This is a genomic window from Paenibacillus sp. J31P316 (assembly GCF_056269105.1).
In genome coordinates this window covers 161,926-177,138 of record NZ_JBWDNI010000007.1, presented here as the reverse complement: position 1 = coordinate 177,138, position 15,213 = coordinate 161,926, and the positions used below count along the sequence as shown (strand labels likewise).

General features: G+C 54.5%; 10 protein-coding genes. 5 read left to right on the top strand and 5 right to left on the bottom strand.

Annotated features, from left to right (window positions below):
• Window positions 1-79: 79 nt before the first annotated feature.
• Complete coding sequence (locus tag AC0YNU_RS21090) at window positions 80-1,087, top strand: ABC transporter substrate-binding protein (protein WP_475760272.1); 1,008 nt, start codon at window positions 80-82, stop codon at window positions 1,085-1,087.
• Between the two features lie 202 nt (window positions 1,088-1,289).
• A complete protein-coding gene (locus AC0YNU_RS21085; RefSeq protein ID WP_475760270.1) occupies window positions 1,290-2,906 on the top strand; it encodes a helix-turn-helix domain-containing protein in 1,617 nt (538 codons plus the stop codon).
• Window positions 2,907-2,933: 27 nt separating this feature from the next.
• On the opposite strand, the gene AC0YNU_RS21080 is transcribed toward AC0YNU_RS21085, so the two are convergent.
• From AC0YNU_RS21080 to AC0YNU_RS21070, 3 genes are all read right to left on the bottom strand, one after another.
• Complete coding sequence (locus tag AC0YNU_RS21080) at window positions 2,934-4,649, bottom strand: ABC transporter ATP-binding protein (RefSeq protein ID WP_475760268.1); 1,716 nt, start codon at window positions 4,647-4,649, stop codon at window positions 2,934-2,936.
• A 241-nt stretch (window positions 4,650-4,890) separates the two neighbouring features.
• Complete coding sequence (locus tag AC0YNU_RS21075; RefSeq protein ID WP_475760266.1) at window positions 4,891-6,927, bottom strand: response regulator transcription factor; 2,037 nt, start codon at window positions 6,925-6,927, stop codon at window positions 4,891-4,893.
• 218 nt (window positions 6,928-7,145) lie between these two features.
• Complete coding sequence (locus AC0YNU_RS21070) at window positions 7,146-7,838, bottom strand: stalk domain-containing protein (protein ID WP_475760264.1); 693 nt, start codon at window positions 7,836-7,838, stop codon at window positions 7,146-7,148.
• 247 nt (window positions 7,839-8,085) lie between these two features.
• Here AC0YNU_RS21070 and AC0YNU_RS21065 point away from each other — a divergent pair, with 247 nt between their 5' ends.
• Window positions 8,086-8,847 carry a YheC/YheD family protein gene (locus AC0YNU_RS21065; RefSeq protein WP_475760262.1) on the top strand — a complete coding sequence of 254 codons (762 nt, stop codon included), beginning with the start codon at window positions 8,086-8,088 and terminating at the stop codon, window positions 8,845-8,847.
• A gap of 170 nt (window positions 8,848-9,017) precedes the next feature.
• Here AC0YNU_RS21065 and AC0YNU_RS21060 read toward each other — a convergent pair whose 3' ends face one another.
• On the bottom strand, window positions 9,018-9,671 hold the full coding sequence (locus tag AC0YNU_RS21060; RefSeq protein WP_475760260.1) for a hypothetical protein: 654 nt from the start codon (window positions 9,669-9,671) through the stop codon (window positions 9,018-9,020).
• Between the two features lie 18 nt (window positions 9,672-9,689).
• Window positions 9,690-10,487: a hypothetical protein gene (locus AC0YNU_RS21055; protein ID WP_475760258.1), complete on the bottom strand. Its 798-nt coding sequence runs from the start codon at window positions 10,485-10,487 to the stop codon at window positions 9,690-9,692.
• Window positions 10,488-10,852: 365 nt separating this feature from the next.
• Between AC0YNU_RS21055 and AC0YNU_RS21050 the strand changes: the two genes are divergently transcribed.
• Window positions 10,853-14,794 carry an S-layer homology domain-containing protein gene (locus AC0YNU_RS21050; protein WP_475760256.1) on the top strand — a complete coding sequence of 1,314 codons (3,942 nt, stop codon included), beginning with the start codon at window positions 10,853-10,855 and terminating at the stop codon, window positions 14,792-14,794.
• Between the two features lie 80 nt (window positions 14,795-14,874).
• The gene (locus AC0YNU_RS21045) at window positions 14,875-15,153 is read left to right on the top strand and encodes a hypothetical protein (RefSeq protein ID WP_475760254.1); all 279 of its coding nucleotides are present in this window, start codon (window positions 14,875-14,877) and stop codon (window positions 15,151-15,153) included.
• Window positions 15,154-15,213 lie beyond the last annotated feature (60 nt).

Genomic DNA, 15,213 nt, shown 5'->3' with positions numbered 1-15,213 from the left:
CAGCGGGATAATCCATTACGATTACCTAAACTGATAATGATTATCATTATCTCTACTATTTTTCCGAAGGAGAACGAATATGCATCGGAGAACCAAATCAGTCGCGCTACTAGGCACGTTCGCATTAATGGGGGCATTATTGCTGGGCTGCGGCAGCAACGCTGCGAATGAAAGCAATACGAAAGCGAATTCGAATACGGCAAGTCCTGCCGCAGATACGATGGATACGCCTGCCGCCAACGAGGCAGCTGCAGCGACGCGCACCTTCACGGATTGGACTAAGCATGAGGTCGAAGTCCCGGTAACGCCGCAGCGCGTTATCTATCACGGCGAGACGACGGGCGATTTGCTTGCCCTCGGCGTGAAGCCGATCGGAATCATGACGGACGCGATCACGGGGACGGTATTGGAAGATCAACTCCCTGGCGTTGCGGACGTCGGTTTTCCGCTGAACGTGGAGAAAGCCTTGTCGCTGAAGCCGGATCTGATTATTTTCGCGAATGACGACGAAGGGCAATACGAGGCGATCGCTAAAGTCGCGCCTACCGTTACCTTCAACACGTTCAATAAGCTGGACGTCCGGATGCGCACCCTGGGCGATCTATTGAACAAGAAACAAGAGGCTGAGGATTGGCTAACTGCCCATGAGGCCAAAATGGCCGCCATGTGGTCGAATCTGCACGCAAACGGGATTAAAGAAGGCGAGACCGCAGCCGTATTCACCATGTATCCGGGAGGTCGGTTATTCATCATGGCAGGAGCGGGCCTTCCGCAATTCTTGTATGACGAAGGCGGATTCAAGCCGACCCCGATCATTCAAGACTTGATCGACAAGGAAACGGGCTTCTTGGAAATATCCGTCGAGGTGCTTCCGCAATACGCGGCAGATCGCATTTTCATCCTTAACCCCGTCGACCCGGCGGCGCAGGAGTCCACGAACGAGCTCACCGAAAGCGAAGTCTGGAAACATATCCCGGCCGTAGAGAGCGGTCGCGTCTACAATTTCGATATCTTGAAGGCGGGCAGCGATGCGACATCCCGGGAGTGGATGATCGGGGAGCTTCCCAAGGTGCTGTTGAAGAAGTAGAGAGCGATAATGGCGACGCGAACCGCTAACTCACAACCGTCAACCGACAACACGGAACCGCTAACGGACAATACGCGAACCGTAACCGATAACTTAGCAGGAAACCGAGAGAGGCTCTTCAACGCATGTTGAAAAGCTTCTTTCTTTTCTCTATAATGAGTTTAATTGATAATCATTCTCACTCATGAAAGGAGGCAGCAACATGTCTCCCTTGCCGATTTCCCGTTTACCGCTTCGCTCGCTGCTATTTCATTATGTCGACATCGCGTTGATCGGTCATGATCCCGGAGCGGTATTAGCCGAAGAAGTCACTTCGAGCTATATGCTGCTCGTATTCAAGAGCGGCAACGGAAAGGTCTATACGGAGGCGTTCAACGCTTGCTTCGCCCCCGACAGCTCTTTCTTGCTCGCTCCTTCGAGTACGTATCAATTCGAGAGCACGGACGACAGCAGGATCGAATATTACCGGATCTCCTTTCACATCTTCCATATGGAAAACGGCCAGGCGAAGCCATACGGAAAGCCGATCTTCCCGGACCGCCCGGAGCTTCGCATCTATCCGCAATCGCAGTGGAATGACCTGCTCAGCCAGCTGTATGTCGGCCATACCGACCAGGATGACATCGAGGCGCACCGTCAGCAGCTGCAGTTTCAGAAGGTCATTGCGTTTCTACTGGAGCATAATTTACACGTTGACCAGCTGCAGAGCGCTGCGCAGACGGTCGAGCAGACGATCCAATACATGCAGACGAATTTCCAGGATCCGATCACCGTCGTGCAGCTCGCGCGGATGGCCCGTGTTCCTTCCTGGCAGTATACGTCGATATTCAAGGAGCTGACGGGCAAGAAGCCGCTCGATTATCTGACGGAGCTGCGCATTAACCGCGCCAAAGAGTGGCTCGTCCACACGGAGAGCACCCTTCGGGAAATCGCCGAACGCGTCGGCTTCACGGACGAGTACTATTTCAGTCGGCGTTTCCGGCTCACGACGGGCTACTCCCCTCGGCAGTATGCCATATCTATGAGGCAGAACATTCTGGTGAAGGATTGGAACGGCCATGAGGTTCGAATTCCTTCGAACCCGAGCCGGGTGCTGTATTGCGGCGAAACGATCGGCGATATGAACATGCTGGGCATTCCGCTCATCGAGAACCATATCTTCTGCAAGGAAACGCCGCTCAGCCAGGAGCTGGCCTCCGAGCTGTCGCCGGACTTGATTATTTTCGACCATTCGGATGAAACGCTGTATGCCCAAATCTCGCAGATCGCTCCCACGCTCACCTATAATTCGCGCGGCTTGCTGGACGACAGGCTGCTCATGCTCGGAGAATGGTTCGGCAAAAAAAAAGAAGCCCAGCAATGGCTTCTTCGTCATAACAGGCACACCTCGCTGATGTGGCAGCAGCTCCGGACGATGATCGGCCCGGAGGAGACGGCTTCGGTGTTTGTTTTTCATCGCGGGAAACGCTTATTCGTGATGGGCAATATCGGCTTGTCCTCGATCCTATATCACCCCGATGGCTTCCGTCCTGCCGGCAAGGTGCATCAGATCATGAAATCAGGCAGACCCTACAAGGAAATTACGGCCAAAACCATTCATCAATACGCCGGCGACCGCGTGTTCATGATGCTGCCGGAAAGCCCCGAGTCCAAGGCGGCCATGGAGGAGCTGATGAGCGGCCCGCTCTGGCGCAATCTCCCTGCCGTGCAGAACGGCTTCAGCTATCTGCTCGACGAGCGCGACTGGAACCACGAGGATGCGGCGACGAGGGACAAACTGCTGTCGCTTCTCCCTCAGCTTCTTACTCTATCCTCGTAGCTCTATCCTCGCTGCCGCTGCCAGCCGCTACATGCTGAACTGGGCTTGATGCAACCGGCTGTATGCGCCGCGGGCAGCAAGCAGCTCTTCATGCTCGCCTTGCTCGGCAATGCCCTGATCCGCGACAACGATGATGCGGTCGGCATTCTTGATGGTCGCAAGCCTGTGGGCGATGACGAGCGTCGTCCGCCCGCGCGACAGCTCCGCGAGCGAGAGCTGAATCGCTGCTTCCGTCTCCGTATCCAGTGCGGAAGTGGCCTCGTCCAGAATCAGAATCGGCGGATTTTTCAGGAACATGCGGGCAATGGACAGCCGCTGCTTCTGACCGCCCGAGAGTTTGACGCCTCGCTCGCCGATCAACGTATTCAGCCCTTCCGGCTGGGAGCGTACCAGCTCCTCGAGCTGCGCCTGACGTGCCGCCTGCATGATTTCTTCGTCCGTTGCCCCAAGCTTGCCGTAGGCGATGTTCTCTCGGATGGATCCGTCGAACAAGAACACATCCTGTTGAACGATGCCGATGTTCGAGCGCAGCGACTCCAGCGTCATCTTGCGGATGTCAATGTTATCGATCTGAATGGAGCCTTCCTCGACGTCGTAGAAGCGCGGCAGCAGGCTGCACAGCGTCGTCTTGCCTGCGCCCGACGGGCCGACCAGCGCCACGGTTTCCCCGGCGCGAACGGTAAGGTCGAGACCTGCCAGCACCTTGTCTTTGTTCTCATAGCCGAAGGTCACCTTATGAAACCGAATATCGCCTTTCAAGTGGCGAACGACGGCAGCATCCGGCGCATCGGCGATGTCGGGCTCTGTCTCGAGCAGCTCCAGGTAACGCTTAAATCCTGCGATCCCTTTCGGGTAGGTTTCAATAACCGAGTTGATCTGCTCGATCGGGCTTAGAAATACGTTGGACAACATGACGAACGCAATGAATTCGCCATAGCTCATGCTGCCCTTGATGACGAACCACGTCCCGCATACGAGCACGAACAACGAAATCATGCGCATAAGGATATAGCTGATCGAGGAGTTCCAAGCCATGACGCGGTAAGCGATCAGCTTCGTCAAGCGAAAGCGGCCATTGTTCTCGGCGAAACGCGAAATTTCATGCTTCTCGTTGGCGAACGCTTGAACGACGCGAATGCCGCTGACGTTGTTCTCTACCCGTGCGTTATAGTCGGCAATATCGGAGAACATCCGATTGAACGCGGCCGACATTTTGCGGCTGAAATAAAGGGATAGATAAATCATGAGCGGGATAATGACGAAGGTCATCAGGGCCAGCTGCCAGTTGATGCTGAGCATGATCCCGAACGCGCCGATCAGCGTCATCAAGGCAATGAACAGATCCTCCGGTCCATGATGCGCGATCTCGCCGATATCCATCAGGTCGTTGGTCATCCGGGATACCAGATGTCCCGTCTTATTGTTGTCGAAGAAACGGAAGCTCAGCTTCTGCACGCGATCGAACAGCTGCTTGCGCATATCCGATTCGATATTGATGCCGAGCTTATGACCCCAGTAGGTGACGACGTAATGCAGCACGGCGCTGATCATATAGATGCCGAGCAAGGAAATACAAGCGAATACGATCCATTTCCAGTTGCCGCTAGGCAGCAGATCATCGACGACCCGGTTCACCGCAAGCGGAAAGGCGAGCTCAAGCAGCGCAGCGAATATGGCGCAGGCGAAATCCAAAATAAACAGCTTCTTGTACGGCTTGTAATACGCAAAAAAACGGCGAAGCATAGCCAACTTCCTCTCTAACCTGTTTCAGGCTTCTAAATGAAAACGGTTATCAATTGCAGCCCATTCATCGTAAAACAAAGCGGCACCGGGCACAATGGACAAACGTGAGCCTTTTCTTGTACAAAAAACGGAGGCCGCGGCAGGCGAACGAGACCTGCTGAAGGCTCTCTGCGTTACCGCCCCGGCACCGTAGCGCGAACGAAAAAACCACCCGAGACGGGTGGTTTTGTCATGCGGGCGATTATACGCGATCCGATATTTTATGAATTAACTGCGAACGGCTTTTGACATCGAGCTTGCGGAAGATGTTGGCCAAATGTTTCTTGACGGTCACTTCGCTCAAGCAAAGATCGCTTGCGATCTCGAGGTTGGATCGGCCGAGCGTGACGCGTTCGGCAACCTCCCGTTCTCGGCGGGATAACGCGGCGGCGGCGGAAGTCTGCTCCTCTTCCAGGTTGTCCTGCAGGCCGAGCGACTTTATCATTTTATCGACGTAATGCTGCACCTTGTTGCCGCGCGTATCCATGACGTAGTAGGCCGCTGCCGTAACGCCGTCGTAGTCGTAATTGCGAACATCCTCCGCCTCTTCGAGTCCGAGGTTGGAGCAGATGGCTTTCGATATCGGGTTGCCGATCGGGGACGCGACGATATAACCGGTCGAGAGGATATGGCTGATTAACGTCGACAGCGAGGCGTGCATCATGGCGAAGTCGGAGAAATCGTAGACGTCGAGCGTCTTCACGAAGTAGCCGGACTTGCCCGGCGGCTCCACCGTCAGCTCTTGCCGCGTCTCGTCGGACAGCGCGTTGAAATACACGCGGGACAGCGGAGCGGAGCGCAGGTAGTCCATCGTACCGGCATGAATCGGAATGATTTCGATCAGGCCGCACACATCCCCGCCTCCGCCGCGAATCAGCTTCACGCAGCCCGGCTCCAGGTCGTACAGCTCCTGCAGGCGGATCTGGTTCAGCACCAGCAGGCTCTCCTGCCCGGACAGCAAATATTCCGCGGGCGTGCCGTCCTGATTGACGAATCGGATCGTCCCGTCCTTCGCGGTGCGCCGCCGGAGCTCCATGTAGCGGTCCGCTTCCTCGCGGTTGGCCAAGCTTAACGGCTCCACGCTATAGGATACCCATTGCCGGTACATCAGGTAGTGAATGAACTGGTTGCCGATGTAATACAGGAAATCGGCGTTCTCCCACGAGACCGATTTCTTCCGCGCGGATTGCTTGAGTTTATTCGAGTAGTATTGCATGCAGCGCCGCCAGAGGCGATTGTAGCGTTCCGGCATGCGCATGCGCAAATCGTTCGCGATCGATTCCCTTAGCAGCTCGTGCATCAACCATCCCCGGTCGATGCGCTGTATGAAAGAGTAGGAGACGAACCGCCGGAATTGTTCCGTCGTCACGGGCTTGCCCATCAAGCGGCCGAGCAGCTCTTGGTTGAAGTGGCGCGAGACGGCGGCGGATTCGACAAGCTCCCGCATGTCCGGATCGGGTACTTCGCGCAGCCACGTCTGAACGATGTGGGCGAACAAGTCGTCTTCGTCGTCGGCAGCCGTTTCCAGTCCCGGCGACGCGAGGGAGGTGGAGGCGAGAAGCGCGAGGGAGAGCGGGTGACCGCGCGTCCGCAGCCAGATGCGGCGGATGGTCTCCTCGTCGTCGATGCCGCAGGTCAACAAGTAAGCTCTCGTCGCATCGACATCGAGATCCCCCAGCGGCAGCCGATGAATCGTGCGCTGCCATGCGGGCGAAGCGTGCCAAGCGGGGTGCAGGGCGAATCGGCCGCTCAGAACGATGAGCACGCCCGCGGGCAGCCGCTCCAGGAAGCTTTCGCGCAGCCAATGCTCCATTTCGCCGATTTCTTCGAAGGTGTCGATCGCCAGGACGAACATGCCGCGGTTGCTTTTGTCCGAGATGGCCTCCCGGCATGTTTCCGCCAGCGCTTCCGCGTCGTTGGCATGGCCGACCCGATGCATCTGGTAATGCATCGCCCGCAGGAGGAACAGGCAAAACTCCGCGGGCGTATGCGCGAACAACCGGCTGTCGAGCATCAGGAAAGGAATGCCCGCGCGTTCCGCCAGCCGGCCGAATGTCCGCAGCAAGCTCGTCTTGCCGACGCCGCCTGTTCCGTGAACGTTGATGATCCGCTTGCCCGGCGACGAATTCGCCAAATATCCGGCGAACAGCCGCATTTCCCCGTCTCTGCCGTAAAGCTCTCCGGAACCCGGCATATCCAGGTCACCGGTCGATCGTACAACTCGTAGTTCCTTCGCCATGAAATACGTTCACCTCGCGCGATCGATTATACAAGCTTAATAGGTTCGGATAATACTTGAGTTTAATCGATCGGGGCTATAAATGCTGTCGAATTCTGGCATGCACGGCGAGAATGCAAACAGGCCGTAACGGCCGCCTGTTACGGCGGCCGTTACAGCCTTTTATTCGTGCAATGCGTGCCGAGATTATCCTGTTCCAAGCAATCGCGATTGCTGTCCTACTTGACCCAGCTGTCCTTCAGGAGATAGAAGACCGAATCGGTCGTGATCTTCCCTTCGTACGGATAAATAATAATGCCGTTGCTGCCTAACAAATCGATGTCGTACTCCGTTACCTGATCCTTCGTCACCGTCAATTCCGAGGCAAGCACCTGTTCCTCCAAATTAGCCACCTTGAACTTCAGATCCGTAGAGCCGGCAACGACCAGGTGAAGCTTCTGGTACTTCCCGTCGAACTGGAAGCTCATGTAATCGTTCGGCGCCGTACCGTTCCACGCCGGCATGCTGTAGGCGCCGCTGTACGTTTTATCGCCGAATTGGAGCTTGGACCGGTCCACGATCTCTTGGAATTGATACGGTTTGTATTTCGGCTTGATTCCGCTGGAATTGAATCCGACCGCGTCGCCCGATCCGATGCTGATCGTCTTCGAAGCGCCGTCGTACTTGATCGGCGTTCCGAAGGCGTCCGATACGGCTCGTACCGGCAAATAAGTGGTCCCGTTGTACGAAATCGGCTGAACGGCTTTGCCGCTCGCGTCGGTGGGCTTCCATTGCACGCCGTTGATCTTGAACTTGATGCTGCCGTCGAGAAAAGCTTGTATCTTCGTGGAGGAAGTTGCGGCCACTGCGCCCGTCGCCATGGAAATCAGAGAAACGGCACCCACGATCATCACCAGCATTCGCTTTTTCATTTATTCATCTTCGCCTCCCTTGGTTATGCTTTCGCTGATTCCATGGTAGCACCGCGATTTCGTGGCGAATATTATCCGAAAGAAGTATTTATTCGGCAGGGGCCACCAGCTGACGCGCGGCTGCGGGCACGTTGGACATGGGGGGAACAATAAACGGCTTCCCTCTTCATCCGACCATGATACCTGCCGTTCCCGTTCCCGCAGGGGATAATAATCTATCCCGAGAGACGCGAAAGAGAGGGACGGTATGCGTAGAAAAGGCAGCATGTCGGTCAAGAGCAAATGGACCAAGACCAAGTGGTTGCGGGCGGACCGTGCATTGAGACGGTTCGTTCCCGAGACGAAGCGGTTTACCCGTTCGTCATTGAAGAGGATGACTGCGCGATATAAAACGGTCTATTTCAAACCGACGGACGGAACGGGCGGCAGCGGGATCGCGCGCATCATACGGGTGTCTTCACGGAAGTATAACGTGAAGAAGGATATGCGGACGTTCGAGGTATCCACCGTCGGCTCCTTATATGGCCGGCTGGTGCGCATCGCGCGCGGCAGAGGCTATCTGCTGCAGAAGGGGATCAGCCTGCAGAAGTCCGGCGGGCGGCCATTCGATTTGCGCATGACGATGCAGCGGGCGGGGAATGGGAATTGGATGCCATCCGCCATGTTCGTCAAGCTCGGGAAGCGGAACAAAGTCGTGACCAACTATCATCAGGGCGGCAAGCTGGCGCTTATAGAGCCGACGCTTCGCCGTTCGGGCTACAGCTCGGCGCAGGTTAGCGGGTATAAACGGCGGATCAAGAAGCTGGGCAGGCAGACAGCCAAGTGCTTCGACCGGCACAGCGTTCGGTTCAAGGAGCTCGGTCTGGACGTGGCGCTGGATCGTCAGGGGCGGTTATGGATCTTGGAAGTGAACACGCGCCCGAATCTCAGCGCGCTGAAGCATCTTCCCGACAAAAGCATGCACCGGACCGCGATGCGATATGGCAAACAGTACGGGAGAACCAAATAAGCATGCCGAGTCCATGGCGGACGAGGAAAGATCGCTGAACCATATCGCATCGTTCAAGCCTCACAGGGTACACGTTTTCTTAACCAATCGGCAAGAGCCTGCTAACCCTTATTCGAGGGCTGGCAGGCTCTTCTTCAATGATGTAATTCAACGATGCAATCCGTCATCCATCAGCTCTTCAGAGGGAATGGGAGCTCCTGCCCCACGGAATGCTGCTCGGGAAGCACCTCCATCTCCTCATCGTCGGCGTTCATGTGCATCGCGTGTAGGCCTTTGGATACCAGCGTGCAGAGAGTGAAGAAAATGACGTACAACACAAACGAAATCAAGCTCGAGGCGAACAGCAGCGTGCCGGAGACTTCATCGGCGTTGCCCACGAACCGATTCAGAATATTCGCGGTAAACATGAAGATGACCAGCGGAATGGATAATCCTTGAATCCATTGTCCGTCCTTTCGAAGAGCGGGAGTCCGTTGAAACTGGCTTCCGATGATCTGATAGGTCGAGGGCAGGCCATATATACTGTAGAAAGGAATGAGCATGCAGGCCATCGCTTCTCCAGGCGTGCGAGGGTATTGCAAATACAGGCGATTCAAGTCCTTATGCACCCGGAAGATCCAAATCAAATAAACGACGATGACGATGTAGTAGAGCACGACGGAGACGATATCGACAAAGCCATAGAGGGAGTAGAAATGTTGGCTGAATAGATCGACGTCCATCATGTAGACGGCGGAGCAGACGAGATCAACGGCAGCGGCCGCGATGAGCGCCCCCAGGAGGATTTTGAGTACGAATGTCCAAAGCTCGGATTTCAATGGCAAGCACGTTCACGCTCCGATTCAAGAATAGGGTAGCTGCTTCAAACAGGCAATGGCTTCTTCCAAGGAACTCACCGGCACGACATGAAGCCGCAGCTGCAGCTCTTCGGCGGCTTGGAGCGCTTCTTCTTCGTTGCTGAGTCCCGCGTACATGAACGTTTCCTTATCCTTGGGCACGAAGAAAATATCCGCTCCCGCAGCCTCCGCCGTCCGCAGTTTGTCCCGAATGGCGCCGACGGAACCGACCGAATCGTCGGCCTCGAGCGTCCCGGTACCGGCAATCGTAAGCTTGCCGCCCTTGGAGAAGTCCTCGTGGCGTTCTTCCTCGTACAAGCCGATGCCGAGCATTAGACCGATCGAATTGCCGTAATAGTTGGCCGTTTCTTCGATTAACGCGTTCAGTTTCGTTTCCTCTTCGGCAGCGGCGTCGGCCTGGTTCGTCAGGTCCGCGGCCGAATCGATCGCATGCTGGATCGTATCGTCCTTCATGATTTGTTCGATGTCCAGCATATCGTCGAAATCGTCCTTGGCGTCGGCGTCGGTTCGCGTGAAATGCGCTTCGGGGTACGACCGGCTGACCGAAAACTTCTCGTATCGGTTGCGGGTGATGCCTTCCCGTACATAGACGAAGCGGACGCTGCCATTCACGCCGATCTCTCGAACGGGAACGAGCTCGCCAGGCGCCGAGAAGCTGTTGTACTGGGGGAGGTAACAATAGAGCCCGATCGAGAGGGGGATCAGGAGGAGCAGGGAGGCAATAATCCATTTGCGGCCGGTTTGACTTCTCGCTTTGGCGGGATTTATCGGTATATTGTCCAAGTGCCATCATCCATTCTACGCATGTGAATTTCAACGATTCGTCATTCTATTCGATGATCTAGATCGAAAGTCCTGCCGAAGAGAGGCAGAACGAATGCGAATATGGGCGTATTTCTGCGTTTATTGTAGAGTTGGCATTTTCCAATAATTAATAGCATCCTGAGAGGAGAAAGAGGACATGCGGAGAAATTACATAACTAGCTAAAAACTCATAAATTGGAGGAATAAGTTAAATGGTGTCCAATCCGCGATTTCGATCTCGAAAGATCTATAGCCTGATGCTGGTCTTATTTTTTTGTTTGAGTATGCTTCTCCCGTTATCACAGCAAGCGAATGCCAGCGAGGCTGAGGCGGATGCTCATGCGATGGCTTGGACCGACGACATCGCGGCCTGGCAATTAGACGATGAGTCTGGCATGCTCTATGTTCTCCCTGTTCAAGGAAATAATCTATATTTCATTAATGCTCATACGATGATAATAGAAAAAACGCTGACCGTGGGCGATAAGCCCAATGCGATGAGCAGATACGGAGATATACTCTATATTGCAATATCCGGGGAGCAAAAAATCGCCCGCGTGGATTTGTCGAGTCAATCCGTATTAGACCCGATTACGGTTGAAGGAAATCCCTATTATCTTGCTGCCACGTCAACGTATCTGCTCTACTCGACAGAGAACGGAACCTATAAGTATAAATTGTCCGACGGCACCAATGCCTATATGTACGTCACGGACAAGGCTTCGTTATATGCCGATGAATCCACGAACAGCGTGTATATCGGATCGCCGTTTTGGTCGGGCAGCGACTTCGTGAAGCTCAATTATTCGACGAACGAGAAGCTTAGCGAATCGCGTAGTTACGACGGCAATCATCTCAATTATCCGAACGAAAAGATTTTCATGGACACGGATTATGTCTATTACGCCGGATCAAAAATCGATCGGAACAACCTGAAACGGGTTTACGGCACTTATCCGTCCAATGGTACTTGGTATTACTATGCTCAGATCTCCGACGTGAACGAACGGTACGTACTCACGCATGAGGCGATCTATGCGAAGGATACCCTTAAGAAAGTCGCCGATTATCCCTATCCGACTACGCGTGCTTTAATATCCGCCCAGTCGGATGCCGTCTATTTATACAACAAAGATGGTCATGCTATTGAACGCTACGATCTGGGGCAGGCGGAAGCCGATCAATTGACGTTGGCGGCGACGGGCTCGAGTTATCTGCAGGCCAACCATGTCATCACCGACTTGGCAACGAACGAGTCGACCCCGTATTTGTTCGTTATATCGGAAGAAACGAATGACTTGGTCGTATTGAATAAAGCAACCAGCCAGGTCGTCAACACCTTCGCCATCGGCTCCAAGCCATCGGATATCGAGCTGCTTGGCGAATCGATCTTCATCGCTTTTGCGGGAGAAAACAACATCGGCACGATCTCGATCTCCGATGCGCTGCTCCCGGGCAGCGGTATCACCCGAATTCCGACCGTCGAATATCCGTATCGGATTGCGCCTGAGGCAGATCGATTATTCTATACGGGAAACGACCAGCATCAGCCGCTTCGCGTACTGAATCGGACCGACGGGACGGAGCAAAACTATGCTTCCTTGTATTATCCGAGTTTGTTCGCGGACCCGATTAAGCAGCTTATCTATGCGGCGGATTCCCATTCCACGGGCAGCCGAATTTACAAATTCTCGACGGCGAACCATGCCTTATCGCTTCAAGCGTCCTCGTCGAACGACATCCCTCATTATGCCGAACAACGTTATGTACATGCCGACGGGGAAAATTTGTATTATGATCATGACCGGCTGAGCGCCTCGGATTTGTCCGTCCTCTCGACATATCCAGAACCGATTATTTATGCCAAAGACGTAACGGTGTTCGGGATGAACGCCGTATACGACAGAGATACAGCCGCGAAACTGGCCGATTTGCCGTTTATCGCGCTTCATGTTTACGTTGCCGATAATGGTTCAATTTATATCTCAAGCGAGAAAAGGTTATATGAGTTCGAGAATAGGGATGCTTTAATCGCGTATGCCGAGACTGCCAATACTACCGGTGCCCCTTTGCTGGTGGATGAGCATGATGAAGCGGGCAAGATTCAAGGGAGCATTTATTTTACCGGCGCTGAAGATGACGGGGCGATTGGATCGTATAATTTGTATTTTGCGGATGCCCTGGGCAACAAGCTGGGTTTCATCGGGAATGCCAATGATCAATATCGGACCGGCGATTATTATCGTTATCGCGTCTTTCAGGAACTCGCGGTTCCGGCAGGTGCCGTTCGAATCGGCGTTGTTCCGGTAATCAAGGGCGCGCTATCGGATTCGGGTAGCCTTGTGCTGGGTCAGCTATGGGACTCCCCGACTTACATGGCCCAAGACATTCATTTGACGGATACGGATGCCAGACCCGGTCATTTTAGCGGGACAGTCGCGTGGAAAAAGGCTTCCAATGAACCGGCGGACGGACAGTACCGCGTGTTTTTCACGGATGGAGACCAGCTTCTCGGCGAATCGATCCGGACGATTCCGGCAGGCGTGGCCTCATATGGGGAGACCTTCGGAGATACAACCGTGCCTTCCGGAGCGATTGGAGTTGCGGTGATCTTGGAAGATTCCGCGGCCCAGTCGGGTCCCTTGTTCAAGCCGGCTGCATTCAGTGAATATCTGTCCGCGCCGGTTGCCCTCTCTGACGTTACGATCGTGAACAATGCGACGGGGACGGATCGAATTACGGTAAACGGTTTATCGTTCGGAGATTCCGTATGGGTCCGTAAGAACGGCAGCAATTTGCTGCTGTATGCATCCAGCGTCGCACCCTCGCAAAGCCGTCTGGACATGAATATTCCGAGCCTCGGAAGTCCGGCCGACAAACTTGTGTTGATCCGAAGAAGCGCCGGGAAATACTTTAGCGATCCTGTACTTGTAACGGTTCCGGAGGTAGGAACCTCAGGAGGCGGTACGCCTGGAGGAGGGACCCCTGGGGGTGGAATGCCCGGAGGGGATACCCCGGGTGGAGGCACGCCAGGAGGCGGCATGCCAGGCGGTGGAATTCCTGGAGGCGGAATCCCGGCCGAGGATTCGTCCGGCGAACCCTGGGACACGGATATTTCGACTATGGACGGCAAACAACTTGTCCGCATTCAGTTGAAGGATAGCGGCGTCGAGGAGCTAGCCGAGGGCGATGCATTTAAGTCCGGCAAAGTATTTCGAATTGACGCGACAGACCAGGCGGATCGCTACGAAGTAACATTGTCGAAAACATCTCTTACGGATATGTTATCGCTCGAAGCCTCAGCAACGCTCAGAATCTCAACACCGAATGGATCATGGGGGATTCCGGTAGCGGTTTTGCTGAAAGGGCTTGAGCAGACGGCGGACAGCATGGTCATTTCCATTGAACGCGCAGGCTCGGAATACGAAGAGATTCTAAAGAAGCAGTTGGCCGGAAGCGGTACGCAGCCATTGGGAAGCATGACGGATTTTTCAGTTACGGTTAATGGAGTGAGTGAGTCCGTCCATTATTCGGCATATGCGGAGCATGAACTTTTAGTGGCAACCGCGCAAATACCGGTCGATCAACTGGCAGGGTTGACGTATGATCCGCTCACGAAGAAATTCCTCCCCGTACCGATTAAGGCCGAATGGAAAGACGGCATGCTCCGCGTGTCGCTGTTCAAGAAAGGAAATTCGGTGTATACGGTTGTTCGTACCGGAAAAGTGTCGTATAAGGACGTTGCAGCAAACAGCATGTACCTGAAGAGCATCGAAGCGTTGAGCAACCGTATTGTTCTGACAGGCTTCCCGGACGGGACGTTCAGACCGACACAAGCGGTATCACGCGCGGAATTCGCAGCTTTATTGGACCGATCGCTTGGTATCCTGCCCGGCGGCGAACATTCGGCAAGTCGGTTTGCGGATGTTAAGAAAGGCGCCTGGTACGAGCAAGATATCGATTCCGCCGTATCCGCCGGGCTAATTACGGGGTATTCCTCGACGTCCTTTAAACCGGATCAGACCATTACGCATCAAGAGATGATCGTTATGCTTGCAAGGGCATACGATTACGCGGGATCGGGGTCTCCGGGCACGTCAAGCGTCGCGATTCCCGAAGCTTTGAAGCTGCCCGAATGGTTCACTCCGACCTATCAACAAGCGATTCGGGAAGGCATTCTTCTCGCCGAATCCGATCCGTTCAAATTTCAGCCTACACAGGCGGCGACCCGGCAGGAGAGCGCCTATCTGCTCTATCGACTGCTTCAGGTGCTGCAGTTTACCTAGAGAAGTGAAGGACATCCCGACATGAATCAACGCTGGTCTGCTATACTTAAATCCATAATGACATTCGGAGGGATTCGTTCATGTTCGGTAATAAAAACGCGCCGTCATCCGAGCCGACAGCTTCGCCTGAGCGAGTCGTGCCCGTCTATACCGTGCATACGCTGCCTCAGGCCTACGAAGTAATATGCGTCGTCTACTCGGGCAAAGTGAACAACAATTCGCCCCTTACCGTCTTGCAGCAGCTCGGGCGTGCGGGCGGTGCGGTTCCGGAGTGCGATGCGGTAATCGGCATGATGATTACGCACGGCTTCTCGGCCGGAGCGGTAAATGTGTACGGCACCGCCATTCGCTATCTATAACGATCGATAAATGCGAAGAGGCTAGCTGAAAAAGAACCGAGCAGCTGCTCGGTTCTTTTT